This window comes from Haloarcula sp. CBA1129 (assembly GCF_008729015.1).
In the GTDB taxonomy this organism is placed as follows: domain Archaea; phylum Halobacteriota; class Halobacteria; order Halobacteriales; family Haloarculaceae; genus Haloarcula.
On record NZ_RKSM01000003.1, the window covers coordinates 117,829 to 142,653 of the forward strand.

Consider the following 24,825-nt stretch of genomic DNA (forward strand, 5'->3'; position numbering starts at 1 on the left):
GCAAGTGGGACAGTTGCGGCACATATTTCGCTCCGATGACGACTAACTGCGTCATTGTCTCTCAGCGATACCCACCTGAAAAAGGCGGCAATGCGTCAAGAATCCACGACACAGCCGTCAACCTCGACGACGATATCGACGTAACAGTCCTCGCACCGTCGCCGTGTTACCCGCCAGGAAACTTCGAGAGGACGTGGAAGCGCAGGCGGACGGAACACGACGGCGGGGTGGTCGTCCACCGTCTCTGGACATGGCAGCCAAAGAAAGAAAACCCTTCTCTGCTCCGGCGACTCCCGTACTATCTCCTCTTCGCAATCCATGCGGCGTTCTGGCTGGTGGTGAATTTCCGTCGGTACGACGTTGTCATGACATCGACGCCGCCGATTACCACCGGCCTGCCCGGACTTGTGGCTGTCGCCATCGGGAAACCGTGGGTGATCGACGTGCGCGACCTGTGGATCGAGAACTCAATCGCGTTGGGGTACATCTCAGGTGACAGCCTGCTGGTGAAAGCCGGACGTGCGTTCCAATCGGTCGCGTTACACACTGCGGATCGCATTACCGTGACGACCGAGACACTCGGCGATGCCGTCGCCGACACGTACGGCAGCGAACTCAGGAATCGGGTTCGTGTCATCCCGAACGGCGTCGACACCGACCGGTTCACACCGAAAGCTGGGGCTGACGACGAGGGTGACCGAATCGTGTACACGGGGAACATCGGGAGTGCGCAGGCACTCGAACCATGTATCCGGGCGATGCAACACGTTTCGAGCGACAACGCCGAACTCCGACTGGTCGGCGATGGGGACGAAGTGTCCCGACTCGAAACGGTTACAGACCGCCTTGGCCTCGAAGACAGTGTGAAGTTCGTCGGACTGGTCGACCGTGAGCGAGTCCCGGAGATTCTCAACGACGCGACTGTCGGACTGGCCCCGATAAAAGACAGCGCCGAGCTCGATTACGCGATGCCCACGAAACTCTACGAGTATCTGGCGTGCTCGCTGCCGGTCGTGGTCACCGGAAGAGGGGAAATCAAACGGTTTGTCACAGATACCACGGCGGGCAGACACACAGAACCCGACCCGGAACGTATCGCGGCGGCAATCGATACCCTCCTCGAAAACCCCGATCAGCGGACGACAATGGGTCAGGACGGACACCAGCTCGTAGTCGACGAATACGACCGACAGGCTATCGCGGCCCGACTCGGTGAAGAACTCAGGGAAGTGACAGCGAGCGAACAACAGGTGCCACACACAACCCCGAGCCCCAACGATGACTGAGCCGATTCGGGCGCTCCCGGCAGCAGCTAGGCTGTACGGGCACACGCTTACACAGTTGGAGCCGGCCCAAGTTCTCGGGATGGCCGAACGAACCGCGCGTAACGCTGTGTTCGCTCGACTCCCGGTCGACTTCGACGGGCGGTACGACGAAGCGGTCCCCGAGCACCTCTCGGTTGCAACCGGTCCGGTCGAAGCGGACCTCGACGTGCTCCGGGCGGCACTCTCCGAGTCGACTGTCCGGTCGTTCCAGCGGCGGAGCCGTCTTGCGGCCGACGGCGAACTGACGTTTCTCAATAGGACGGTCCAGCTCGATTCGCCGGCCCGCCCGGACTGGTACGACCATCGGGCTGACGGCTATCCGCTGCTCTGGTCACTGAAACTGTACGCGTTTGAACCGCTCCGGTGGGCGGTACTGGGGTTCGAGGACCCACAGGCGGCACCCGACGCGGTCGTCGAGGTATTCGACCAGTGGGTACGGGACTGGACCGACAGCGTCGACATCGGCCGACCCGGCTACCTTCGAACCGCGTGGACGCCGTGGGCAGTGTCGCTCCGGATTCAGACGCTCGCGCGGTATCTGGCGTGGCGAACCGGCGGCTCGCAAGAAGGCGTCCCGGAGGGACTCACCGAAGCGCTCGCCGGAGAAATATATCGGAATTCGCTCTTCCTCGCGAACCACGTGGAGGGTGACGTCGGCGGGAACCACCTCGTCGAGAACGGGCTCGCACTGCTCATGGCCGGGTTGCTCTTCCCGGGCACCGACGAGCCTTGGTTTTCCACAGGGCGCTCGATACTCGCTCGCACCGGGGCCAAGCAGTTCCTCCCCGATGGCGGACACTACGAGCGGTCGCCGATGTATCACTCGATTGTAACGACGCGGTACGTGACAGCGTGCTCGCTACTGGCGGCCAGTGAGCGGACGGCCCCAACTTGGCTAACGGCGATGACGAAACAGGCCGTGGCGTACCTAAGATACATCTCTCCACCGGACGGGCGGCTTCCGCTCTACAACGACGCCGTGTTCGGCCAGTCACTCCCCCTTGCGGACTGCCTAAGATACGCTGGGGCCCTCGGGTTTACGGCCGAAGACCGGCCGGTCCCGTCACACAGTCCGATGGGCGGCGAGACAGGGTACTACTGGCTCGACACCGACCACGGACGGCTACTGGTAGACGGTGGCCCGGTCGGGCCATCCCATCTGCCCGGGCACTCCCACAACGACATGCTGAGCGTTCTGGTCTGGGTCGACGGGCAACGTGTACTCACCGACACCGGAGTATACGATTATGCTAACAACGAGCGGCGGCAGTACGCCAGAAGCGTCGCCGGACACAACACCGTTCAAGTCGGCGAGACGGAGCCTATCGAAATCGGTGGCAAGTACCTGATGGGGGCGCGGACGGAACCGACAGTCGATTATCAGGGAGCGGACCCGGCCCTGTTCAGAGGCGGGTACGAGACAGCCGCCGTCGCACCAGCGTCGTACCGGCACGACAGGACGATTCTCGCAAGCGACGACTGGTGGCTGGTCCGGGACGAACTCCGAGGACCCGACACGGAGACCGATCCGAGCGTCTCCCGACTCCATTTCCATCCGGGTATCGACGTCACGGTCGATGAATCCGGGACGGTACGGGCATCGTCCCGAGCAGCCAGTGACGACGACTCGGCCCTACTCCACGTCCATCCGCTCGGCGTCAGTGACGTTCGAACGACGACGACCGAGTACTTCCCCGAGTTCGGCATCGCCAAAGAGCGGCAGACAGTGGAACTGCAGGCGGACCCCGAACCGGGAACGACGGCCTTCGGGTACCTTCTCGTCCCGGCGACCAGAGGAAAGGGACTGTCCGGCCACCCAAACGATGACAGGTAACAATCACTAGCTAGCCGAAATCGCTACCGACCTGAGACAGCCACTTCGGCGACTCCGGTCGCGTTCAATTCGGCATCGGCCCGGACCGGTCACCGCCTGTTCAGTGCCGTAGACGGTGAAAGCGGCTAGACGAGAAACCCGTGGAGAAACTGATCGGAGCTCAGCTGAACAGGCGCTTCAGCCGGGCAAGGAGGCTCTTCGAACGGTCACCGCCGCGGCGGCGCTGCTGGTCGGACCCGGAATCCGTAGTGTCGTTCCCACCGGATTCACCCTCAGTGTCCGGCGCGTCGCCGTCGGCCGCCTCAATAGCGTCGGCGATCATCCCTTCGGCGTCGTTAACGGCGTCTTTGACGGTTCCTTTGAGCAGCGGGACACCGCTGAACCGGTCCTGACTAACTGACGTATCCGAGGCGATGATGGCGGCGTCAGCGGCTTCGATGTCCGCCGCGGAGAGTTCGTTCTCCGCCCCCATCGCGCCTTGGACTTCCACTTTGATGTCGTGTCCTAGTTCTTCGGCTGTCTGTTCGAGGTTCTCGGCTGCCATCTGACTGTGTGCGATCCCAGTCGGGCAGGACGTGACTGCGACGAGTTTCATGTGTCTATGGTGGTGTGGACTTCGCTACGTGTTGCGGCGAGTCGGGCGCGGTCCGCGCGCTCGCTCGCAGAGCTGTACTCGGTTTCGCTGATGGCTGTCTTGACTTCGGGGATCGTCACGGCACTCATGCTGAGTTCGTCCAAGCCGAGCCCAACGAGCAGGTTCGTCAGCTCGGGGTCGCCGGCCATCTCACCGCACATCCCGACCCAAGTGTCTTCCGCGTGGGCCGCCGTGACCGTCCGGTGGATCGCACGGAGGACGCCCGGATGCGTCGGGTCGTGCAGGTCGCCGACGCGTTCGTTCTCGCGGTCAGCGGCCATGACGTACTGGGTGAGGTCGTTCGTCCCGATAGAGAGGAAATCGATGCGTGCGGCGAGTTCGTCGGCCATGAAGACGGCGCTTGGCGTCTCTATCATGACACCGACTTCGGGATCTGCGGCCTCGGCTTCACGACTTTCGAGAGCGGCCGCCGCTGCGTCTAGCGCGTCGAGCGCGGCGTCGAGTTCCTCGACCGTGGCGACCAGCGGGAACATGATAGCGAGGTCGCCAGCCCCGTCCGCACCAGCGCGCAGGAGCGCACGGAGCTGTGTGGCGAACAGGTCCGAATCGGGGTCGAGCGAGCGCCGGATTCCTCGCTCCCCGAGGAAGGGGTTTTCCTCCTCGGGCAGGTCGAGATAGGGGATGCGCTTGTCGCCCCCGATATCCAGCGTCCGGACGACGACGCGGCCGTCCGGGAACGTATCGAGGGCTTCGCGAACGGCCTCGTACTGTTCGTCTTCCGACGGCGGCGTCTCCCGGTTGAGAAAGAGGAACTCGGTCCGGTAGAGGCCGACGCCGTCGGCCCCCCGCTCCGCAGCGGGGTCCAGTTCCGCCGGCCGACCAACGTTCGCTGCGACCTCGACGTGCCGTCCGTCAGTGGTCTCGACGGACTCGTCGACGATGGCTGCCCCCGAATCGGACGCTGCAGCCGCCCACTCGGCATCGGCAGGACCGACCAGCACCGTTCCGTTGTCGCCGTCGACCACGACTTCATCGCCGCCCTCGACGGTTTCTAGATCTTCGCCGACACCGACGACGGCTGGTAGCGCCAGCGAACGGGCGAAAATCGCCGCGTGAGATGTCCGGCCACCAGTGACCGTGGCGAAGCCGGCGACGCGTTCGGGGTCGAGTTGCGCCGTGTCGCTCGGAGTCAACCGCTCGGCGAGAACGACGGTTCCCTCGGGCAGGTCACCAAGGTCGACCCGCTCACCGTCGGTCAATAGACGGAGGAGGCGGTCACGCACGTCACGAAGGTCGTCCGCGCGTTCGGACATTCGGCCGTCCATCCCCTCGAACTGCTCGATGTGTTCGCCGAACGCGGCGTCGACGGCGTTCGGTGCGGGGAGCCCATCGCCGATCATCGTCTCGACGGCGTCCTCGATGGTCGGGTCTTCGAGGAACTGGATATGGGCATCGAATACGGCAGCCTCGTCTTCCCCGACGCGTTCGGCGGTCGCCTCGCGTTCAGACTCCAGTTCGGCACGGGCGGTATCGACGGCGTCGGCAAACCGCTCGACCTCCGTCTCAGGATCGATGTCCACGTCGTCCGGCTCTGGGAGCGTGATGTCTCGGCCGTACCAGACGACCGAGCCGACACCTGCGCGCGGCGTCGCGCCGGTTCCATGAAGCGTGTGTTCAGCCATCGTCGGTGTCCAATTCGTCCTCCGGTGTCGTCAGTATCCGTTCCAGCTCATCGAGCACGGCCTCTGCATCGGAACCGTCGGCGACCAGTTTGATGTCGTCGCCCTGTCCGACGCCGAGGCTGGTGACAGCAATCATACTCGCCGCCTGAACGAGGTCTCCATCCGGACGACCGGCCGAAACATCGGCCTCGTGGTCGTTGACGGCCTGAACGAACGCCGACGCCGGCCGGGCGTGCAGACCCGCTTCCGGGACAATCGTTACAGTGCGCTCGACCGTCATGCGATAGCCTCCCGGAGTGCATCCTGTACGGTCGCTTCGTCCGCCGCCTCGTGGAGTCGGTCCCGGACGTCGTCGTGCATCAGGGCACGAGAGAGGGAGCTGAGGATGCTGAGGTGCTCCTCGCCGCCGGATTCCGGGACGAGAATCATGAAGATGAGCGTTGCTGGCTCACCGTCCATGGAGCCGAAGTCCACGCCTTTCTCGGAGCGAGCGAAGGCAAGCGACGGGCGGCTCACAGCGTCAGTTTTCGCGTGTGGGATACCGATACCCATACCGACTCCCGTTGTGGTCTCCGATTCACGCTCTAGAAGCGCTTCGAGTGCTTGCTCTCGGTTCTCGACCCTGTCGCCTTCGACCAGCAGGTCAAGCAGATATTCGATGCACGCTTCCTTTTGTGCGGGCGGCTCGGACAGCGAGATGTGGTTCGCCGGAATCAGCTCGTCGATGTCGTCCGCTGAGATTGCGTCTGTCATTGTCGTCAGTTTAGTTAGTCGTTCGTCGGTTGCGCGCTGCTCGTCTCTGCCCCGGTGTCGACACGGTCCTCGAAGTCCGGTTTGATAACCGTCGCGATGACGGCCGTCACGAGCGATCCCAGCAGGATACTGCCGAGGAACGCGAGTGGCCGGTTCGACAGCAGGACAACGAAGATACCGCCGTGAGGGGCGGGCATCGTGACACCAAGAGCCATCGAGGTCGCACCGCCGACGGCGCTGCCGGCGACGATAGCCGGGATGACACGGAGCGGGTCCGCGGCCCCGTACGGAATCGCACCCTCAGTGATGAACGACAGGCCGAGCAAGATACCGCTTTTTCCGTTCTCGTACATCTCGGCCGCGTACTTGTGCGGGGCGATGAAATTCGAAAGTGCGAGGCCGATCGGCGGGATCATGCCGCCGATCATCACCGCGGCCATCGGCGCGTATATCCCCTCGGTGATGAGTCCGGTCGCGAACACGTAGGCGACCTTATTGACCGGACCGCCCATGTCAAAGGCCATCATCCCACCGAGGATGAGGCCGACGACGATAGCCTGACCGCCCTGCATCGACTGCAGGAAGGAGGTCAAGGCCTCGTTGGCGAGTGCGACGGGAACACCCAGCACGAACAGCATGATGGGCGTCAGGACGGCCATTGTCGCGACAGGGATGAGCAACACTGGCATCATCGGCTGGATGAACTCAGGGACGTCGAGGTTCTTGAAGAAACGCGCGACGTACCCGGCCAGTAGGCCAGCGACGATGGCTCCGAGGTAGCCGGCCCCAGCCTCACCGCCAGAAATGCCGATAACTGTCGCCGCCTCAGCGACGACGTTGCCCTGCTGGAGGATGTACGCCAGCAGGAACCCCGGCGCGAGTCCCGGTCGGTCAGCGATGGCGTACGCGATGTAGCCACCGAGGATGGGCACCATAATCGTCAGCCCGGCGGTGCCAACCTGTGCGAGGAACCAGCCTGCTGAGCCGGTGTTGTCGAACACTGTCTGTGTATCCCCGACCAGGTACGCGACGGCGAGGAAGATGCCGCCGATGGTCACGAAGGGGATCATGAACGATACGCCCGTCATCAGGTCCTCCTTGACGGAGGTTACGTGAGAGCGAAGCGCACTCTCGGCCCGGTTTTGATCTGTCATGGTCAACGACACCGACAGCTACGCCCATTGTGTGATATAAAGGTACACGTTTGAGTGTGTTATTTATTGGAATTGTTTGCTATCTGGATTTGGGCGATTGTTTCTGCATGGAACTAGGTCCACAGATTCGATGGAATAACAGACATATGCTTGTTATCCGCCGGCACCTATTGGGATGAAAATCCGAATGGGCGGTGCCGTGCGCGTCATAGTACTTATGCCCGTCACTCGCCCACACCGGAATATGGATTCATTCTCGGTATCCGGGGAGGTGGCGACTGTCACCGTCGAGAAGATCGGGGGGATCGACGAGACGACAGTTGAGGTCCCAGCAGGGGTGACAGTGCTCCGAGGCCGAAACGCGACTAATCGGACATCGTTTCTTCAGGCGGTGATGGCCGCTCACGGGAGCGAGTGGGCGAGCGTCAAAGGTGACGCCGACCAAGGGCACGTCGAACTCTCACTGGGGGCGGAGACGTACACCCGAACACTGACCAGAACCGCCGACGGGGTTGCTGGGTCGGGTCTCGGCCTGCTTTCCGACTCGACTGTTGCGGACCTGTTTGCGTTCCTGCTCGAAGACAACGAAGCCAGACGAGCCGTCGAGCGGGGTGAGGACCTTCGAGAGATCATTATGCGGCCCGTCGATGTGGCGTCTATCCACCGACAGATACGGACAGCCGAACAGCGCAAGGAAGAGATCGACGAGGAACTCGACCGTATCGCGTCACTCAAGCGCGACCTCCCTGATCTCGAACAGCAACAGGCAGCTCTGCGCGACGAGATCGCTGAGACCAGAGACGAACTCCAGCGCGTGGAGGAACGGATCGACGAGCGGGATGTAGATTTCCGGACGACCCAAAAAAACAGGGACGAACTCGAAACCGCCCTCGATGAACTCCAAGCGACTCGGTCCGAACTGAAACGCGTTCGCGATGATATTCAGTCAGAGCAAGAGAGTATTTCGGCGTTGCGCGACGAACGGGGTCGCCTCGCAGTCGAACGATCTGGTCTCCCGGAATCGCCGGACGAACGACTCGAAGCGCTCGAATCGGACATCGAACGGCTCCGAGAGCGCAAGCGGGAGCTCTCAGAGTACACCACCCGACTGCAGAACGTCATCGGGTTCAACGAAGAGCTGCTATCCGGCGAGCACCGGGAGATAACCGATGCTATCGATGCAAAACCCGAGAGCGTTGGTGACATCACGGAGCAGCTCTATAAGGGGTCAAAGACGACCTGCTGGACCTGTGGCTCGCGAGTGAAGCCGGCGCGTATCGAATCGACGCTCCAGAGCATGCGTGACCATCTTCAGGAGACGGTCACGGAGATCAACGATATCGAAGACAAACTCGACGAACTGACGGACCAACGTGACGATATTGAGGAGACACGCACGCGAGCGCAGGAACTCACAGCAACGATTGAGGATGTCGACGCTGAGATCGAGCGCCGCCAGTCGACTGTCAGCGACCTGCGCGAGCGACGAGACAATCTCTCCACCCACGTCGAGGAGCTTGAGGAACGAGTCACGGCGCTCCGGACCGAAGAGTTCGACGAGGTGCTTGACCTCCATACAAAAGCGAACGAACTGGAACTGGAACTGGACCGGCTCGAATCTGAACGAGACGAGGTAAGCGAAGAGATCGCCGACATCGAGTCGGCGATCCGTCGGAACGACGAACTGGCCACCCAGCGGGAAGACGTGGTTGACGAACTGATCGACCTCCGGTCGCGTATCGACCGTCTCGAAGCCGAGGCGACCGACCAGTTCAACGAGAGGATGGACGACCTCCTCGACATTTTGGGCTATGGCAACATTGAACGGATCTGGATCGAACGGACTGACACACCCAAAGACCCGGTCCATAACAGCGACGACAGCGTCACAGGGTCGACGTTCACCCTCCACGTGGTCAGGAGTACCGACGGTGGAACGGTCTACGAGGATACAGTCGGCCATCTGAGCGAGAGTGAGCGCGAAGTGACCGGGCTCGTGTTCGCACTCGCCGGCTACCTCGTCCACGACGTACACGAAGAGGTACCGTTCATGCTGCTTGACTCGCTCGAAGCTATCGACTCGGAACGCATCGCCTCACTCGTCGAATACTTCGCGGAGTACCCCTCACATCTCGTCGTTGCGTTGCTCCCCGAGGATGCGCAGGCGCTCCCGGAGAGCTACAACCGAATTACTGATATCTGACCTCGTTGTGGCTCTCCCCAGAGACCGGAGCGACTGAGCGTTCACTCACAGTCACAGCCACCACGGTCGAGGAGGTCACTGATGCTGTAGCGCGTCCCGCAGTCCTGACAGCGAATATCGATGTGCACGAACACTCGATACTCGCCGATAGTGAGTTTGTCTGCGGTGTTCAGCCGGTCGACTGTATCCCGGACAATTGTCTCGACGCGACTGCGAAGTCGGTCGATAGTTCCGCGTTCCTGCTTGATCTGTTCAGTTTCGGATTCTGGTTCGTAGCTCACCCCACGAACCTCTGTCAGGTAGTAGCGAATCGCCTGATACGTGACAAACTGGTTTTCCAGCGTATCGACGTCGATGCCAGCCCGTTCGAGCCGGTTCCGCGCTTCGATCCGTTTGCCGGCACTGACATCGTCATGGGTCAGGAGTCGATAGAAATTCGCCGGTTCGCCGTCGATTACATCCATGCTCGAATTGCGGATTGCAGCCACAAGCAGAGCTTGGTTGAACCGATCAGCGAGGTCACGGAGGCTCTGTCGTTCCCCGTTCTTCCCGAGCCACGCGTGCTCCAGTTCCGTACCCATCGACGTCAGTCCATACGTTTCGAGCAACTGTGCGACTTTCGACTGCGCTGACCCCATTGTCACCAGAACGCGTCGGTCCGGTTTAGCCGTTTTGTTGCAATCTCTCCGTCTCTCGCCACCATTCCGCAGATACATCTATTGATTGGGCCATGACTCTCTCGAAAGCATATCCTCAGCCAGATATGCAGAATATAGACTAGCAAAGCCAGATATGGTGTCATAACATCTCTATTCGTGCGTGTATGAATATTGGCCGTAGGAAGCAGTCGTTTCTGAAGCTACTTCGAGTAATCTGGTGCGCTCTGGGCAACCACGAGAATTTTATACCTGACATTACAAGCGGGAAATTACACGATGGTCCCCTCAACCCGACGTACCCTCCTCCACAGCGCAGGCGGGCTGGCGACAATGCTAGCCGGCTGTAGCGGAATGTTCGAGGGCAGCAACGACTCAACACGCACTGCTTCCGAAAACAGTGGTTCGGGTACCTCCGGAGTTGGATCGGTATCTGACCCGGAGGCAGTTGTTACACGCGTGGAGGCCGATCGTCAGCCTGTCTGGCTTGCTGATGGTGACAGTCGGCCGACTGAAAGCACACACTCCCGTCGACTGGAGTCAGATATTATCGATACAGCAGCCAAGGCTGACCGGGTCACTGTCGCCGAAGACGTGGACTGGTCGCCAATCAGAACCTTTCTCGACGAGACTGACTTCGACACGGAAACCGTCTACCTCCAGAACGTGATGATCGAGGAGTGTTTCCGACTAACGCTCTGCCAGATCAGCTGGACGACGGACAACATCTCGACCGACTACGGTCGGGTGAGCCGACCCTACGACGAACCCTGCGCAGCGGGCAATAAGGTGTATGCGGTTTGGTTCATCCGGATTCCCGACACAGTAAAGGCCGACGACATCTCCAGTTACTCCTCTTCTATTGGAGGCAACAGCTGCGAGAGACAGCGAGTCGGTGTCGAGGGGGGAAGCGGGGGCGACTCAGCACCGAGTACTGACCGCCACACCGGGACCAGTGGTGAGCAGGCATGACCGACGAGCTGTCTGAGACCGGGGAATCCGCTCGGATGACTCGCCGTGGTGTGCTCGCCCTAGCTGGGGCCAGCGCTATCGCTGGCTGTAGTAGTATCGACAGTATGGGTGGGGGAGACGAGGCAACTATCGATGCCTACAATCTGCCCGATATCCCGCGCGACGAAGAGCGAGAATCCCCGGTACCCCCCTCGGTCCCGGTCGACATCGCAACGGGCCATTTCGACGCCGCGCGGGAGCGGGTTCGCTCGCTTCTGGCGACGCTTCCTACGCCGCTCGGTCCAGCGGAGATTCCGAACGGCCACATCCGCCAGCACCTGACAGGGGCCGCCAGTGACGCCTCAGACGGCCTCGACGATGCGCGGACGGCCCGAACCGAGCTGATGGCACTCCGGTCGTTGCGTTGGGCTCGCGAAAACGCCCGCTACGCTGCTGCGGGGTGGGGTGTTGCCAAGAGTGGCCGTACCGCTGCTCCGCTCCGGGATGAATACGACCAGACTGTGTCTGCAGCCCGCGAAACCCGGCAGGAGCACGAATACGTCGGGGCTGACCCGGTGCGCGCGGCGCTGGTCCACGCCCGCATTGAAGCGGGACTTGCGCGGGCCACCGACACGGATGTCACGCCAAGGGAGGAGTCAGCGCTGCTGTCTGTCGCCGAATGGGGTGAGACGGCCGAGTCGGCACAGGCGTATCTCAGCGACGCTCGCCATATACGGGCGCAGTTCGCTTCCTCACTCCCAGCCGATGCCGGGACAGTCAGGTCAAAACTGACCACCGCGGCGGAAGCACTGCTTTCGGACATCCGCGACAGACAGGCGGACCTGCCACCGGAGACGGCCGCTGCCGACCGTTCGCCGGGGCAGATGGTTGTGGACGATCTCCGCTGGGAGGCCGAGAGCGGTGTTAGCCGTCTCGCGGATGCCATCGGACCGGCGCGCGCTGTTGTCGACGCGAATAGCCGACTCGCCCGGTTCCGAGCGCTCGACCGTATGCAGGCACGCCGAGAGGCGGACGAACTCGCTCGGCCATCAGATGGGACAGCCGTTCGCGACATTAGGCAGACTGCGTACGATGCACTCACCGCGGCCCTCGAATCGAGTTCGCAGTCGGAACTGGTTCGGACGGCTCTCGTCGACGCCGGCCACAAGGTCATGGCCGCTGACCGTCAGTTGACGCATCACCGGGGCGAGATCGCGGCATCCACGCTCGATAGAAGCGTTGCGGACTACTGGCACGCGACAGCGCTCGCCCGTTCGGCATCGGCAGCGACCCAACAGACCGTTCAGGCGCTGCAGTCCGATTGAAACGGAAGCGCGAACAACCTTCGAACGACGGTCGTGCCACGGAACCGGAGTGCTGGCTCGTGAAGCGCCGTCAGTACTGTTATGCGGCTCCTTCTTTGCAATAGTGACTTACATCTGACAGGTCCTGCGGGCTAATGTTGGTACGATTGTTATTCTCGCCATCCCTATCGACCGCGAGCATCTTGAACGGCTTCGCCGCGACCCTTCAGCTGGGCCATCTCCTCGGAATCGGTGCTGAAGTACCCTACAGCCCCCGTATTGTGAGTGATATCAGCACACTGGTGACCGAGCAGTCCCGTTGGGTGCACACACCAGCCCTGACCTGCCCCTGCATTGTAATCAGCGGCTGCACTGCACAAAATGAGTACCTATTGACAGAATGTGGTGGAAATCAGGATATCACCACTGGTATCTGATTACCGACGCGGTGGGGACAGAGGCTTTGTACGTCGAGTCCTCCTGTTAGGCTGTAATGGATTCTCGGGAACAGGAGCCTGCACACCAGCACGATACTGCGACCCAACCGACAGACGGCTTCGACGAAGAGAAGGCGCGACGTGGCGCTCGCCTCCTGCTTGAAGCCGCTGGCCGTGATCCCAATTCGGCAGGACTATCCGAGACGTGGAGCCGACGTGTCCCGGACATGTTCGAGACGCTGACGGAAGGCGCTCGGTCCGAATCGAAACCGGCCATGCGTACCTTCGACGCGGAGACGGATGGTCTCATCGTCAAGACCGGAATCCCGCTTCAGAGTATGTGCGAACATCATATGCTCCCCTTTGAAGGCGTTGCCCATGTGGCGTATCGGCCCGGAGAAGAGATGGTGGGACTGTCAAAGCTCATCCGGTACGTTCGGTGGCAGTCACGCCAGTTGACGACACAGGAGACACTCACCCGGAATATCGCAGTCGGTCTGGCCGATGAACTTGATGCACACGGAGTCGTCGTCGAGGTGACCGCAACGCATATGTGTGAAGTAATGCGGGGCATCGAGACGGAGACTGAAACGACAACCCGCGAGCACGTCGGAACCATCGACGAAGCGGACCGCACGCAGTTCAGGGAGTCGATTCGACGGCACGCCGCCGGGCCAAACGGTCACTGAGTGCCCGCGATTGCATCCCGCAGACAGGGGTTACGAACCGAGTGATCCAGTCGTCGCAGTGGCTTGTTGTCACATGACCGTTCTTCGCCAGTGGACAGCGCGAAACTCATCACAGTAGATATGTTATACTACGTGATTCACTTACATCTAATCAGGCAGGTCCGTAGGCCCCGGGAGCTCAGTCTCGCAGGCGTTGAACTGCTCCGTCGGGACCCGACCGGGCGTAACGAGGGCGTCCAGAAACGCCGTCTGAGCTCCGGGCACAGCCCACGAACGGGTCTATGATGGGCGGCCAGATATCGGAGCCGAATACTGCCGGGGAAACAATTAGGCGAGCACGTCGAGACAATCGAAGTATGGCTACTCAACCACTGCTGCCGGCAACTGCTGTGTCCAGCAGATGACGTTCGCGGACCAGTCAATCGACGAGTTCCTTGCTGCTGTCGCGTCAGGACAGGTGACGCCGAGTGGGGGTGCGGTCGCAGCCATCGGCGGCGCGATGGGCGCGGCGCTCTGTGAGATGGTCTGCATCCACACAGTCGGCCCGAACGGGTCCGAGCCAGCGGCTGATGAGCTACGGGAAGTCGGTGACGCTCTGGCCGACTGTCGGGAACAGCTGCTTACCCTCGCTGACGAGGACGCGGCCGCAGTCGACGCCGTCGGGGCTGCATTCGAACACGGGGACGACGACCGGATTCAGGCGGCCTCGAAACGCTCGACGGAGGTCCCACTGGAGACGGCTGAGGTCTGCCTCGGCGTCGTCAAACACGCCTGTACAGTGACTGCGAAGGGGACGCCGGTCGCTGTCCCGGATGCGGTCGTCGGCGCGCTGATCGCGGCAGCAGCACTACAGGCGTCTGCCGCAACTGTTCGTGCCAATCTCGACATGATAAACCACGACTCGTTCGCGGCAGCGATGAAACAGCGGGTAGACGAGGCAGAAGCGGCCGGCGAAGCGGCGCTCGAGGAGGCGGTGGTAAACGCTGAGCAGTGAGCGTCGTCCGCTCGTTAACCACTGAGCGGTGTCGACTGAAACGTGAGATGACCACACGCGAGAGACGGGGCACGAGGCCGGTTCGTCAGAACAGTCCCGAAATGTTGCCGTCTTCGTCGATGTCCATGTCGGCGGCGGCCGGTCGGGCCGGCAGACCGGGCATAGTTAGCGCGTCGGCCGTGAGAGCGACGAGGAAGCCCGCGCCGGCGGACGGGTATACCTCACTGATTTCGAGTTCCCAGCCCTCCGGCGCACCCTTCTGGCTCGCGTCGTCGCTCAGCGAGTGGAACGTCTTGGACATGACGACGGGGTAGTCGTCGAAGTCGAGTTCGTTCATCTGCTCGATGTCGTCGAGCGCGCCACCGGTGTATTTCACGTCGTCAGCGCCGTAAATCTCGGTCGCGACGGTGCGGATCTTCTCTTTGATACTGTCGTCGTCATCGTACAGCATCCTGAAGTCCGCCTCGTCGCTCTCCTCGGTCGCCTCGATGACGTTCTCCGCGAGATCGACGCCGCCCTCGCTGCCGTCCGAGAACACGTTCGACTCCGCGGCACGAACGCCGAGATCCTCTCGGCAGTGGTCCAGCACTGCCTGAATTTCCTCATCGGAGTCGTCCGGGAAGCGGTTGACGGAGACGACGACCGGGACACCGAACTTCTGGAGGTTCGTCGCGTGCTTGTCGAGGTTCGAGAAGCCTGCTTCGACAGCTTCGACCCCTGCCGCGTCGATTTCATCGTAGTCGACCGGCCACTGGTCCAGTCCGTGGTATTTGAGTGCACGGACCGACGCTACCAGCACGACGGCGTTCGGCGTCATCTCGCCTTTGCGACAGACCACGTCCATGAACTTCTCGGCCCCGAGATCAGAGCCGAAGCCGGCCTCGGTGACGAGGTAGTCGCCCATGCCGAAGGCGGTCTTGTCAGCGACGAGTGAGTTCGTCCCGTGGGCGATGTTCGCGAACGGCCCGCCGTGGACCAGCGCCGGCGTCCCCTCGATGGTCTGGACGACGTTCGGCTTGATGGCGTCACGGAGCAACATCGTGGCCGGGCCAGTTGCCTCGATATCGTCGACCGTGACCGGGTCGCCGTCCTCGTCGTAGGCGACGATGATGCGACTGACTCGCTCCTTGAGGTCTCCCAAGTCGCTCGCCAGACACAGCACGGCCATCAGTTCTGAGGCGGCGGTAAGGAGGAAGCTGTTCTCCCGCGGCGTCCCACCGGTTTTGCCGCCGAGACCGACGACGGTTTCTCGGAGCGCACGGTCGTTCATGTCGATAGCCCGTGGCCACGAGACGTTGTTGATGTCGATATCCAGCTCGTCACCCTGCGAGATTTTCGCATCGAGCATCGCCGCGATGAGGTTGTGCGCGGAGGTGAGAGCGTGGAGGTCGCCGGTAAAGTGGAGGTTGATATCCTCCATCGGAAGGACCTGTGACCGGCCGCCGCCTGCCGCACCGCCTTTGACCCCGAATACTGGGCCGAGAGAGGGTTCTCGGATGGCGATCATCGCTTCCTCGCCGACGTGGTTGAGCGTCTGCCCGAGACCGACAGTCGTTACCGTCTTGCCCTCGCCTTTCGGCGTCGGCGTCATCCCGGTTACCAGAACGAGGTTCTGCTCCTTGTCTTTGGCCTGTTCACGGAGGCGTTCGATGGCGTGGTGTTTGACTTTCGCGGTGTATTCGCCGAAGTACTGGAGGTCGTCGAGGCCGAGTCCCCACGGCTCGACCAGTTCCCAGATCGGCTCCATGTCGGTCGACTGGGCGATGTCGTAGTCCGTCGGGATCGGCTCCTGTGTCTCTTCGCTCGCGGATTGCTCATCCTGTGAAGACATCTCGACTAGCCCTTCCCTACACCGTCGTAATAATGTTAGTGAAGCTGATACTATTGGGATAGGATGTGTTCGAGACGCCGTTGCAGACCGCGTAAGCCACATCATGTATCTCGTCTTACGAGATTGGTTCCGTGGCCCGACATTGGACTGGACAGCAGCGGCAGCGACGTCGGGAGCAACGGGATCATTCGACCACTGTCTCCGCGCTGCCACTGAGGCGTTTCCCGCGGATTTCGGCTTGGTGAGGCCGCTTCACTTCGGTACGTGCTATCGACGCAGAACGCCGGGCGATAAATTAATCAGGCCGCCGGCGACCAATTATGGTATGAAGTACCACGAGTCGGCGGACTACCTGCAGTCGCTACAGCGTCGTCGGCCCAAGTTGGGGACCGATACGACGGCGCGAATGCTCGCGCACCTCGGGGACCCGGACGACAGCTTCGACAGCGTACAGATCGCCGGGTCGAACGGAAAGGGCAGCACTGCCCGCATGACCGAGAGTGTGCTCAGAGCCGCAGGACTGGACGTTGGTCTGTTCACCTCGCCGGGGTTGAACGGCTTCCGGGAGCAAATCACGGTCAACGGCGGACGGATACCGAAAGAGCGGGTCACGGAGTTCGTCGAGCAGATCGAGCCCTGTATCGACCAGCTAGCCGCTGAAGACGACAAGCCGACGCATTTTGAGGTACTCACCGCGCTTGCGCTCTCTCATTTTGATGTCGAGGATGTCGATGTGGCAGTTCTAGAAGTCGGTATCGGTGGCCGGTACGACGCTACAAGTGCAGTTGCCCCCGTTGCAAGCGCGGTCACGAGCATCAGTTTAGAACACACCGACCTGCTCGGCGACACAATCGAAGAAATCGCTCGCGACAAAGCACAGGTCGCACCCCGAGACGCCCCGCTCGTGACGGGGGCAGCCGGCGCTGCCCTCGATGCGATCGAAGAGAGTACCGACACCGTCACCGTCGGCGGCGAGTCAGCCGACATAACTGCCGTGGAGAACGGCATGCGCTCGGCCGTCGAGAACCGCATCTCACTCACGGGGCCGGACTGGGCGCTCGAATCGAATCTCAAATTACTCGGACAGCATCAGGCCGAAAACGCCGGCATCGCCGCGACGCTGGCCCGACAACTCACCGACGTTGACACGGAGACCGTATCGGAAGGGCTGCGGGCCGCGACCTTGCCGGGCCGGTTCGAAATTCGGTCGACCGACCCGATGGTAGTCCTTGACGGATCCCACAACCCCGGTGCGATGGAGACGCTGACAACACTTATCGAGCGGTACGAGTACGACGACCTCCACGTAGTCTTCGCCGCGATGCGGGACAAGGAGTACGAGCAGATGATCGAGACTCTTCCGGCCATCGAGACGGCGTTCGCCACGCGACCGGGGCTCGACCGAGCGGCGAGCACCAAGTCGCTCGCTGCGGCGTTCGAGGGGCAGGCAGCCCGGGTACAGCAGGTCGAGTCCGTCCCCGAGGCCACCGAACGTGCAATAGCGGCCGCCGACGCGGACGACTTCGTGCTCGTGGCCGGGTCGCTCTACGCAGTCGCCGAGGCCCGGGACCGCTGGAGTCGGCTGGTCGTTCCAAAGGAGAACCTGCAACAGACGGCGACGGGAGAGACTGTCAGAGCCGGAAGTGAACCGGAGATCCGAGAGAAGGTAGTATCGGTCACGCTGCGACGTGATCAGGCGGGCGTGGTAACACAGGTGTTCGAGGACTGCGGCGGCACCTGTGCCCGGTCCTCCGCCGGGATGCCGGAGAAGCTCGTCGACATGACGCTGTCGGGAACGCTGCGGCAGTTTCACAGGCTCACCGACCGGCTGGCTTCGGCGGGCTTGGGGCTCGGTCGACTCGCCACGCAGCTCGAAGCCACGCTGTCCGACAGGTCGTTTCCGCCGCCGTTCGATAGTGAAGCGGCGGCCGTGATGGGTATTCTCAACGTCACGCCCGACAGTTTCTACGACGGCGGCGAGTACGACCGTCGCGACCTTGCGATCAGCCACGCAGAACAGATGATCGAATCCGGGGCGGATATCGTCGACATCGGCGGCGAAAGCACGCGTCCCGGAGCAGACCCGGTGGCCGTCGAAACAGAGATTGACCGCGTAGTGCCCGTTATCGAGGCCGTGTCCTCGCTCGGCACGACTGTCTCCGTAGATACCCGAAAGGCCGCCGTCGCTGACGCGGCGCTGGACGCCGGGGCCGACATTGTCAACGACGTGTCGGGACTATCGGACCCGGAGATGCGGTTCGTGGTTTCCGACCACGACGCATCTATTATCCTGATGCACAGCCTTTCAGCCCCGGTGGACCCGGGCCGGTCGGTGACTTACGACGATGTCGTTGAGGACGTGCTTCGGGACCTCACGGAGCAGATACTGCTCGCCGAGCAAGCCGGTATCGACCGCGAGCAGGTTATCGTCGACCCCGGCTGTGGTTTCGGGAAGAACGCTGCCGAATCGTTCGAACTCGTCGACCGGCTCCATGAGTTCCACGCGCTTGACGGTCCGGTGCTGGTCGGACACTCCCGGAAGTCGATGTTCGCCGACGTGAGCGACGCAAGTGCGGACAGGCTGCCGCCGACACTGGCCACGACAACGATGGCCGCTGAACGCGGGGCTGACGCCGTCAGAGTCCACGACGTCCCCGAGAACTACGCCGTGCTCAAGACGGTCTCGGCGACGGCGTCTCGACCATCACAGCTTCGACAACAGTGATACCGCTGCAGCCCGAACAGTATGTATGGTACAGTTTCCGGTTCAGCTTGGTTCGGGCCTACTCGAATCTGTCGGGCAGATAGCGGCAGCCGCTGGAACCGTCGTCCTCCTGCTGATACTCGTCGGTCTGGGTGCCTTCGCGTACAAGAGCCTCGTCGGCGACGGTATCCGCTGGCCCGACGAGCGTGACGAAACGGACCCTGACGATGACGACGGCGTCGTCCAAGGAAGCCGTGAGGACGACTGGAAGTACTACTGAGGACGGAACCACATCTGCTTGCTGTAACTGAATAGCGCCCCGGTGGTGGTGTCGGAGCCGTCACAGAGCACCGCATGGCAGCAATCGGCGGTGTATCCGCCGTCTCAATCGGTACTGCGGTCGTAGGAGTGTTTGAACTCCCAGTGGTACCGACAGTCCGTGCAGGTCGCCCACTCGGGGATGTCGAACCGCTCGGGGTGGCGCTGCCCGTGTTCCATCCGGCTCCGACAGACCGGGCAGGTGAGATACAGGAGCGTCATGTCGGCGAACTCCTCGTGACTGTACTCGCCGACACACCGCGGACAGTCGATACTGTCACGCGCGTTATGCTGGAAGATTTCTGCTGCACAGCGCGGACATTCGACCGTGGCCGGCGGTCGACTCGCCCACCCAATATCGCCGTCGTACGTCGTCGTTGCCGTGTCCATGCTCGACAGTCTGAACTTGTTCGGCCCGCCACTCCGCCGGAGTGGTGCGGCGACCCGCTTGCCAGCCGAAACAAGCTTCGAGAGCAGAACTGCGAGCCATCCAGACACTGTGGTATGGTACGTCTTCTGATGGCTTAAATTTCCGGGCCTGCCGACGCTGATCCGGTGCTGAGCGGTCGATAGGTTTTCACGGCGACCCACGGTATGTGTCGTATGAGTGTTGACGCAGTTGTCAGCGTCGCGCCGACCGTCCCGGGACTGGCGGCACCCGTTGTGAATCCCGTCGTGGGACAACTGGACCCAGTCGTTGCCACCGACCTATCGAGGCCACTCCGGGGACTCGTCTCGTTCGTTCTCGTGCTTGCTTCCGGTGCATTGGTCCTTCGACTGCGACGAAACGACGTCAACAAGGCGATCGATGCAATTTCGGACAGCCCGGCGGTGTCCGTCATCTACGGGGTGGCCGGATACATGATAGTCGGTATCGTCGTCCTCTACGGGGCAACAACGCTGGCTCGCCTCAGCCTCGCTGGCGGCATCCTCGTCCGGACGGGAGTCATCATCAGTACGGTGTTTGCTCTGTTACTCACCGGCTTTGGGTTCCTCGTGGTCGGCACGCTGCTGACCGACATCTTCGACAGCCGCCGCCCAGCGTACGGGCTCCTCATCGGGGCGTCTCTCAGTGCCGTTACGTGGCTCTTGTTCTCACCCACAGGCAGTGTGGTAGCCAGTCTGGCCATCGCCGCGTTCGGAATCGGTGGCTCTGTCCGGGTCTGGATACACTCAGAGCGAACGGTCAAGACAGAGATAGAGGCCCGCTAGCGTGGATTCCCGCCACCTGCGTCGCTCGTGCGTGTCGATACTTTCGCCTGCACGCTAAAACGAGAGTGCGTCAGTCGGTACCCGTCGCCGTGTCGTCACCGCGGTCGGAGATGTCCGTCACCATCTCGTCGCCAGCGGTCACGACGTCTACGTCCTCCCGTTCGGAGAGGTCCTGAATGGTTTCTGCGAACTCCTCAGACTCGAGTATCTGATACTCGTTGTCGAGCCCCAGATACACCGTATAGCACATCAGGCACAGGATGAGCGCGAACGGTAGTCCTGTGGTGATAGCGGCCGTCTGGAGCGCCGTCAGGCCCCCACCGATTAGCAGGATGGACGCGACGAGGCCTTCGGTAAGAGCCCAGAAGATCCGCTGCGTTCGCGGGACGTCGTGCTTACCGCCCGAAGTCAGGTGGTCGATGACCAGTGAACCGGAGTCTGACGACGTGACGAAGAACGTGACAACCAGCAGGGTTGCGAGCAGCCCGCTGATGATTCCCAGCGGGAACTGCTCCAGCAGCGCGAACATCGCGACGGTCTGGCCAACCTCGTTGTAGGTCGCGAGCGCCTGTCCGTTCCCATTTATCGAGTTGAACATGGCGCTACCGCCGAACACCGACAACCAGAGCGTCGAGAACAGCGACGGAAGGAACAGAACACCTAGGATGAACTCCCGGACGGACCGGCCCTTCGAAATACGCGCGATGAACATCCCCACGAACGGCGACCACGCGATCCACCAGCCCCAGTAGAACACAGTCCAAGCGGTTGGCGTCCCGTTGGCCGCTTCGTTGAGCGTGCCGGTAAAGAACCCGAGCGCAAGGATGTTACCGAAGTACGCGCCGAGCCCTTCGGTCCACGTCCCGAAGATGTACACCGTCGGGCCGACGATAACGAGGAACCCGAGCAGTGTGAACATCAGATAGAGGTTGAGCGTACTCAGACGCTTGACACCGCCGTCGAGCCCCGCCGCAACAGAGAGAGTTGCAATGAGCGTGATCCCAGCGATGAGCGCGACCTGCGGCCATGTTCCCGTCGGAACATTCACCGCGCCGAGCATATCACCACCGACGTATGAGAGGCCTGTGTTGACCTGTGCAACACCGAGCCCCAGCGAGGTTGACAGTCCGAACAGCGTCGCGAACACCGTCACGAGGTCGATGACGTGACCGGGCCAGCCGTAGATCCGATCACCCAACAGGGGCCAGAATATCGACCGGAAGGTCAGCGGGAGCCCGCGGTTGAACGAGAAGAACGCGAGACCGAGTCCCACAAGACCGTACACCGCCCACGGGTGGAAGCCCCAGTGGAAGAACGTCTGTGCCATCGCAGCGGACGCCGCCGCACCGGTTCCGGCCTCGGCTCCGAAGAAGCTGGGTGGGTTCTGGAAGTAGTACAGTGGTTCCGAGACGCTGAAGAACATGAGCCCGATGCCCATGCCGGCGCTGAACAGCATTGCCATCCACGAGAAGTCACTGAACTCTTTCTCGGCTTTGACCCCGCCGATTCTGATTTTGCCGTACCTGCTGAACGCGAAGTACAGCAAGACGATGATGAACACGTTCACCGCCAGCAGGTAGAACCAGCCGAAAGTGTCCCCGATAGTGTTGAACATCCATGTGTACGCTGAGGAGGCCGTGTCACCCAACAGTATCGTGATCGCAATGAACAGCGCAATAATCACCAGCGCGACTGGGAAGACCACCGGATGGATGTCGAATCCCGCCGCCTGAATGTTCGTATCACCGGGCTCCCGGTCGGATTCCGGATGGAACAGTTCGACCTGCAGCCCATCCGACATTTCTCCGGCTTGGTCGTCAGTGTCTGACATACGTTACCCCTCTCGAACGCGGTCCTGAACTGTGGTGTCTCATTATCGTGGTCGTGTCTGTCATGGTCCGTCGCTACCGACGTGCCAGCGACAACCCGGCATAGCGCGTCTGCAACGGTCACATCCTGTCTGGCTCACTGTACGCTTCGGCGGGCACGGCGTGCCCACGTCGTTGTTGTCGACGTGCTTATGTGCTATACAGTCTCATACTTACCCAATAATGCAACTCTATTAAAACTTCACCTTAAACCCCAGTATATGACGGATTGAGGCGTTTTAGCGTCGTTCCCCGATATAAATATAGATTATCTGATGGGTTGAGGTTCCCCGAGGTCGCCGAAGGATGGAAATTTATTCCGGGCATCCGTCTACGGCCAGTATGGGACGACTTCTGGCAACGGGCGCGGCCGCAGTGGCGGCGCTGCTGATGGGCATCGGCCTCATCGCGATGACGGTTGGCGACTTTCGACTCGCAGGATTCAGCTTCCTCAGCGCCAGTCTGATGATCTACATACGCGAGACGCGCCTGATAGACGCGTAGCGGTGTCAAATATCGTTGACGCTCATCCGCTGGCTGATGACCGGAACGCTTGACGTCCGGACTACCTTATCGGTCGTCCCGCCGAGCAGGTTCCCGAGTTTCCCCCGGAACGCCGAGCCCAAGACGATAGCGTCCATGCCCCTATCCTCGGCGAACTCGACAATTTCCTCGCTGGGTGCGCCGGACCGGAAGTGCGTCTCGTAGGCGACTCCATGGCTCTCGGCGACGCTGCCCAGTTCCGACAGGACCTCTTCCCCGTAGTTCCGGTACTCCTCGCGCATCTCCTCCTCATCGTCTCTGAGCGCGAGCGCGCGCGGCGTCCCCGGTAGATCGATTACGTACAATGCATGGATTGTCGCGCCGAGGGCAGCGGCGAGCTCGATGCCGTGTTCTGCCCCTCTCCGAGCCTCATCGCTGCCGTCATACGGGACGAGTATATGGTCGTACATGGTACCTGACTCATGTGTACTTCCACCACAATCCTGTTATAGGTTTCCCCGCTCATGGCGTCGGTCCGCCTGTCTGAACGCTGGTTCCGGCTTACAGTGTCTCGTTTTGTGCCTTCCGTGCGACGTTGTCGACAGGGTAGCCCGCATCGCGTATCGCTGTGATGATGGCTCCTGCGTGCTCGGCACCGCTTGTCTCGACGTTGAAGACAAGATACGCCTCTCCGATCTCGAGATTTTCGACGGACCGCTCGTGTCGGACATCGTGGATGTTGGCCCCCTGTCTGGCGATGACACCCGAGATCTCTTCCATCACACCCGGCTGGTCGTCGATACGGACCCGAAGCTGGAGGAGTTGCTGGCGCTCCGTGAGTGCGTGGATGAGAACCTCACGCATCTGTGTCATGTCGAGGTTGCCGCCACAGAGCAGCGGCATCACCGTCTCGCCCGACACGTCGAGGTCGTCGCTCAGTATGGCAGCCACGGAGGCGGCCCCGGCACCTTCCACGACCTGTTTGGCCCGTTCCATCAACAGGAGAATCGCCTGTGCGATGTCGGTGTCGGTAACCGTCACGACCTCGTCGACGTTCGCCTCGATGATGTCGAGCGTCGTCTCCGAGATACCGCCGGTAGCGATACCGTCGGCGATGGTGTCGACCTCGTCGAGCACGACCGGAATCCCCTTGTCGAGACTTTCGTGGACTGTCTCCGCGCCGGTCGCCTGCACACCGACGACGCGCGTCTCGGGCGAGAGGTGTTTGATTGCGGTCGAGACACCGCTGATGAGCCCGCCGCCGCCGATGGGGACGACGACTGTGTCGACATCGGGGCAGTCGTGGTACATCTCCGTCCCGAGGGTCCCCTGTCCGGCAATTATATCCAGATCATCGTAAGCGTGAACGAACTCGGCATCGGTCTCCTCGACGATGGCTTTGGCGTGTGACATCGTCTCCTGAAAGTCGTTACCGACCAGCTCGACGCTCCCGCCATAGCCTCTCGTGGCATCGATCTTGGCCTGTGGCGCGTTCTCCGGCATGAAAATCGTCGAGTCCGCCCCGCATTTTGTCGCAGCGAGGGCGACGCCCTGCGCGTGGTTACCGGCGCTGGCAGCAACGAACGACTCCACGCCGTCAGCAACGTCCTGTGAGATCTTGTTGTACGCGCCTCTGGTCTTGAACGAGCCTGTCCACTGGAGGTGCTCCATCTTCAGGTGTACCTCGGCGTCGACGAACCCGCCGAGGGACGTGCTCCGTTCGACCGGGGTCTTCTTGACGACCGTGTCGTCGTCTAAGCGTTCGCGGGCGCGTTCGATGTCCGCGTATGTGACAGGCAGCGTGTCCGATTCGGTTTGTGTCATATGTTCAT

At 61.7% G+C, this 24,825-nt stretch carries 22 protein-coding genes; 11 read left to right on the forward strand and 11 right to left on the reverse strand.

What is annotated here, in order from left to right; genetic code table 11:
* Nucleotides 1-35: 35 nt before the first annotated feature.
* The gene (locus Har1129_RS18365; protein WP_151102281.1) at nt 36-1,286 is read left to right on the forward strand and encodes a glycosyltransferase family 4 protein; all 1,251 of its coding nucleotides are present in this window, start codon (nt 36-38) and stop codon (nt 1,284-1,286) included.
* Complete coding sequence (locus Har1129_RS18370) at nt 1,279-3,159, forward strand: heparinase II/III family protein (RefSeq protein WP_151102282.1); 1,881 nt, start codon at nt 1,279-1,281, stop codon at nt 3,157-3,159. The genes Har1129_RS18365 and Har1129_RS18370 overlap by 8 nt, the downstream gene beginning before the upstream one ends.
* Before the next feature lie 160 nt (nt 3,160-3,319).
* On the opposite strand, the gene Har1129_RS18375 is transcribed toward Har1129_RS18370, so the two are convergent.
* Genes Har1129_RS18375 through Har1129_RS18395 form a run of 5 tightly spaced genes read right to left on the reverse strand, consistent with a single transcriptional unit; the run spans nt 3,320 to nt 7,343 of the window.
* Nucleotides 3,320-3,754, reverse strand: coding sequence for a PTS fructose transporter subunit IIB (locus tag Har1129_RS18375; RefSeq protein ID WP_151102283.1), 435 nt, complete (start codon nt 3,752-3,754; stop codon nt 3,320-3,322).
* On the reverse strand, nt 3,751-5,436 hold the full coding sequence (gene ptsP / locus Har1129_RS18380) for a phosphoenolpyruvate--protein phosphotransferase (protein WP_151102284.1): 1,686 nt from the start codon (nt 5,434-5,436) through the stop codon (nt 3,751-3,753). The genes Har1129_RS18375 and ptsP overlap by 4 nt, the downstream gene beginning before the upstream one ends.
* A complete protein-coding gene (locus tag Har1129_RS18385) occupies nt 5,429-5,716 on the reverse strand; it encodes an HPr family phosphocarrier protein (protein ID WP_151102285.1) in 288 nt (95 codons plus the stop codon). Before Har1129_RS18385 ends, ptsP begins: the two co-directional genes overlap by 8 nt.
* Nucleotides 5,713-6,189 (reverse strand): PTS sugar transporter subunit IIA, encoded by a 477-nt coding sequence (locus tag Har1129_RS18390; RefSeq protein ID WP_151102286.1) that lies wholly within the window; start codon nt 6,187-6,189, stop codon nt 5,713-5,715. The genes Har1129_RS18385 and Har1129_RS18390 overlap by 4 nt, the downstream gene beginning before the upstream one ends.
* A 14-nt stretch (nt 6,190-6,203) precedes the next feature.
* Nucleotides 6,204-7,343, reverse strand: a complete 1,140-nt coding sequence (locus Har1129_RS18395; protein WP_151102287.1) for a PTS fructose transporter subunit IIC — start codon at nt 7,341-7,343, stop codon at nt 6,204-6,206.
* 244 nt (nt 7,344-7,587) lie between these two features.
* Here Har1129_RS18395 and Har1129_RS18400 point away from each other — a divergent pair, with 244 nt between their 5' ends.
* Complete coding sequence (locus tag Har1129_RS18400) at nt 7,588-9,546, forward strand: archaea-specific SMC-related protein (protein ID WP_151102288.1); 1,959 nt, start codon at nt 7,588-7,590, stop codon at nt 9,544-9,546.
* 41 nt (nt 9,547-9,587) lie between these two features.
* On the opposite strand, the gene rdfA is transcribed toward Har1129_RS18400, so the two are convergent.
* On the reverse strand, nt 9,588-10,184 hold the full coding sequence (gene rdfA / locus Har1129_RS18405) for a rod-determining factor RdfA (protein ID WP_151102289.1): 597 nt from the start codon (nt 10,182-10,184) through the stop codon (nt 9,588-9,590).
* A gap of 477 nt (nt 10,185-10,661) precedes the next feature.
* Here rdfA and Har1129_RS18410 point away from each other — a divergent pair, with 477 nt between their 5' ends.
* The 4 genes from Har1129_RS18410 (at nt 10,662) to Har1129_RS18425 (ending at nt 14,577) form a co-directional block, all read left to right on the forward strand.
* Nucleotides 10,662-11,174, forward strand: a complete 513-nt coding sequence (locus Har1129_RS18410) for a hypothetical protein (protein ID WP_151102290.1) — start codon at nt 10,662-10,664, stop codon at nt 11,172-11,174.
* Nucleotides 11,171-12,478, forward strand: a complete 1,308-nt coding sequence (locus Har1129_RS18415) for a hypothetical protein (RefSeq protein WP_191906205.1) — start codon at nt 11,171-11,173, stop codon at nt 12,476-12,478. The genes Har1129_RS18410 and Har1129_RS18415 overlap by 4 nt, the downstream gene beginning before the upstream one ends.
* A 472-nt stretch (nt 12,479-12,950) precedes the next feature.
* Complete coding sequence (gene folE, locus Har1129_RS18420; protein WP_151102291.1) at nt 12,951-13,583, forward strand: GTP cyclohydrolase I; 633 nt, start codon at nt 12,951-12,953, stop codon at nt 13,581-13,583.
* Nucleotides 13,584-13,983: 400 nt separating this feature from the next.
* Entirely contained in the window at nt 13,984-14,577 is a 594-nt protein-coding gene (locus Har1129_RS18425; RefSeq protein ID WP_151102292.1) for a cyclodeaminase/cyclohydrolase family protein, read from the forward strand.
* 85 nt (nt 14,578-14,662) lie between these two features.
* Here Har1129_RS18425 and Har1129_RS18430 read toward each other — a convergent pair whose 3' ends face one another.
* Nucleotides 14,663-16,408, reverse strand: coding sequence for a formate--tetrahydrofolate ligase (locus Har1129_RS18430; protein WP_151102293.1), 1,746 nt, complete (start codon nt 16,406-16,408; stop codon nt 14,663-14,665).
* Between the two features lie 325 nt (nt 16,409-16,733).
* On the opposite strand from Har1129_RS18430, the gene folP reads away from it, so the two are divergent.
* Together folP and Har1129_RS18440 are read left to right on the forward strand one after the other, a co-directional pair.
* Complete coding sequence (folP, locus tag Har1129_RS18435; RefSeq protein ID WP_151102294.1) at nt 16,734-19,133, forward strand: dihydropteroate synthase; 2,400 nt, start codon at nt 16,734-16,736, stop codon at nt 19,131-19,133.
* A 25-nt stretch (nt 19,134-19,158) separates the two neighbouring features.
* Nucleotides 19,159-19,392 (forward strand): hypothetical protein, encoded by a 234-nt coding sequence (locus tag Har1129_RS18440; RefSeq protein ID WP_151102295.1) that lies wholly within the window; start codon nt 19,159-19,161, stop codon nt 19,390-19,392.
* 104 nt (nt 19,393-19,496) lie between these two features.
* Here Har1129_RS18440 and Har1129_RS18445 read toward each other — a convergent pair whose 3' ends face one another.
* Nucleotides 19,497-19,928 carry a hypothetical protein gene (locus Har1129_RS18445; protein ID WP_225307857.1) on the reverse strand — a complete coding sequence of 144 codons (432 nt, stop codon included), beginning with the start codon at nt 19,926-19,928 and terminating at the stop codon, nt 19,497-19,499.
* A gap of 105 nt (nt 19,929-20,033) precedes the next feature.
* Between Har1129_RS18445 and Har1129_RS18450 the strand changes: the two genes are divergently transcribed.
* Nucleotides 20,034-20,642: a hypothetical protein gene (locus tag Har1129_RS18450; protein WP_151102296.1), complete on the forward strand. Its 609-nt coding sequence runs from the start codon at nt 20,034-20,036 to the stop codon at nt 20,640-20,642.
* A 70-nt stretch (nt 20,643-20,712) separates the two neighbouring features.
* Here Har1129_RS18450 and Har1129_RS18455 read toward each other — a convergent pair whose 3' ends face one another.
* Nucleotides 20,713-22,473: a BCCT family transporter gene (locus tag Har1129_RS18455; RefSeq protein ID WP_151102297.1), complete on the reverse strand. Its 1,761-nt coding sequence runs from the start codon at nt 22,471-22,473 to the stop codon at nt 20,713-20,715.
* 379 nt (nt 22,474-22,852) lie between these two features.
* On the opposite strand from Har1129_RS18455, the gene Har1129_RS20780 reads away from it, so the two are divergent.
* Complete coding sequence (locus Har1129_RS20780) at nt 22,853-23,014, forward strand: hypothetical protein (protein ID WP_191906204.1); 162 nt, start codon at nt 22,853-22,855, stop codon at nt 23,012-23,014.
* Between the two features lie 5 nt (nt 23,015-23,019).
* On the opposite strand, the gene Har1129_RS18460 is transcribed toward Har1129_RS20780, so the two are convergent.
* Together Har1129_RS18460 and ilvA are read right to left on the reverse strand one after the other, a co-directional pair.
* Nucleotides 23,020-23,463 (reverse strand): universal stress protein, encoded by a 444-nt coding sequence (locus Har1129_RS18460; RefSeq protein ID WP_151102298.1) that lies wholly within the window; start codon nt 23,461-23,463, stop codon nt 23,020-23,022.
* 91 nt (nt 23,464-23,554) lie between these two features.
* Entirely contained in the window at nt 23,555-24,817 is a 1,263-nt protein-coding gene (ilvA, locus tag Har1129_RS18465; protein ID WP_151102299.1) for a threonine ammonia-lyase, read from the reverse strand.
* Nucleotides 24,818-24,825: the final 8 nt, after the last annotated feature.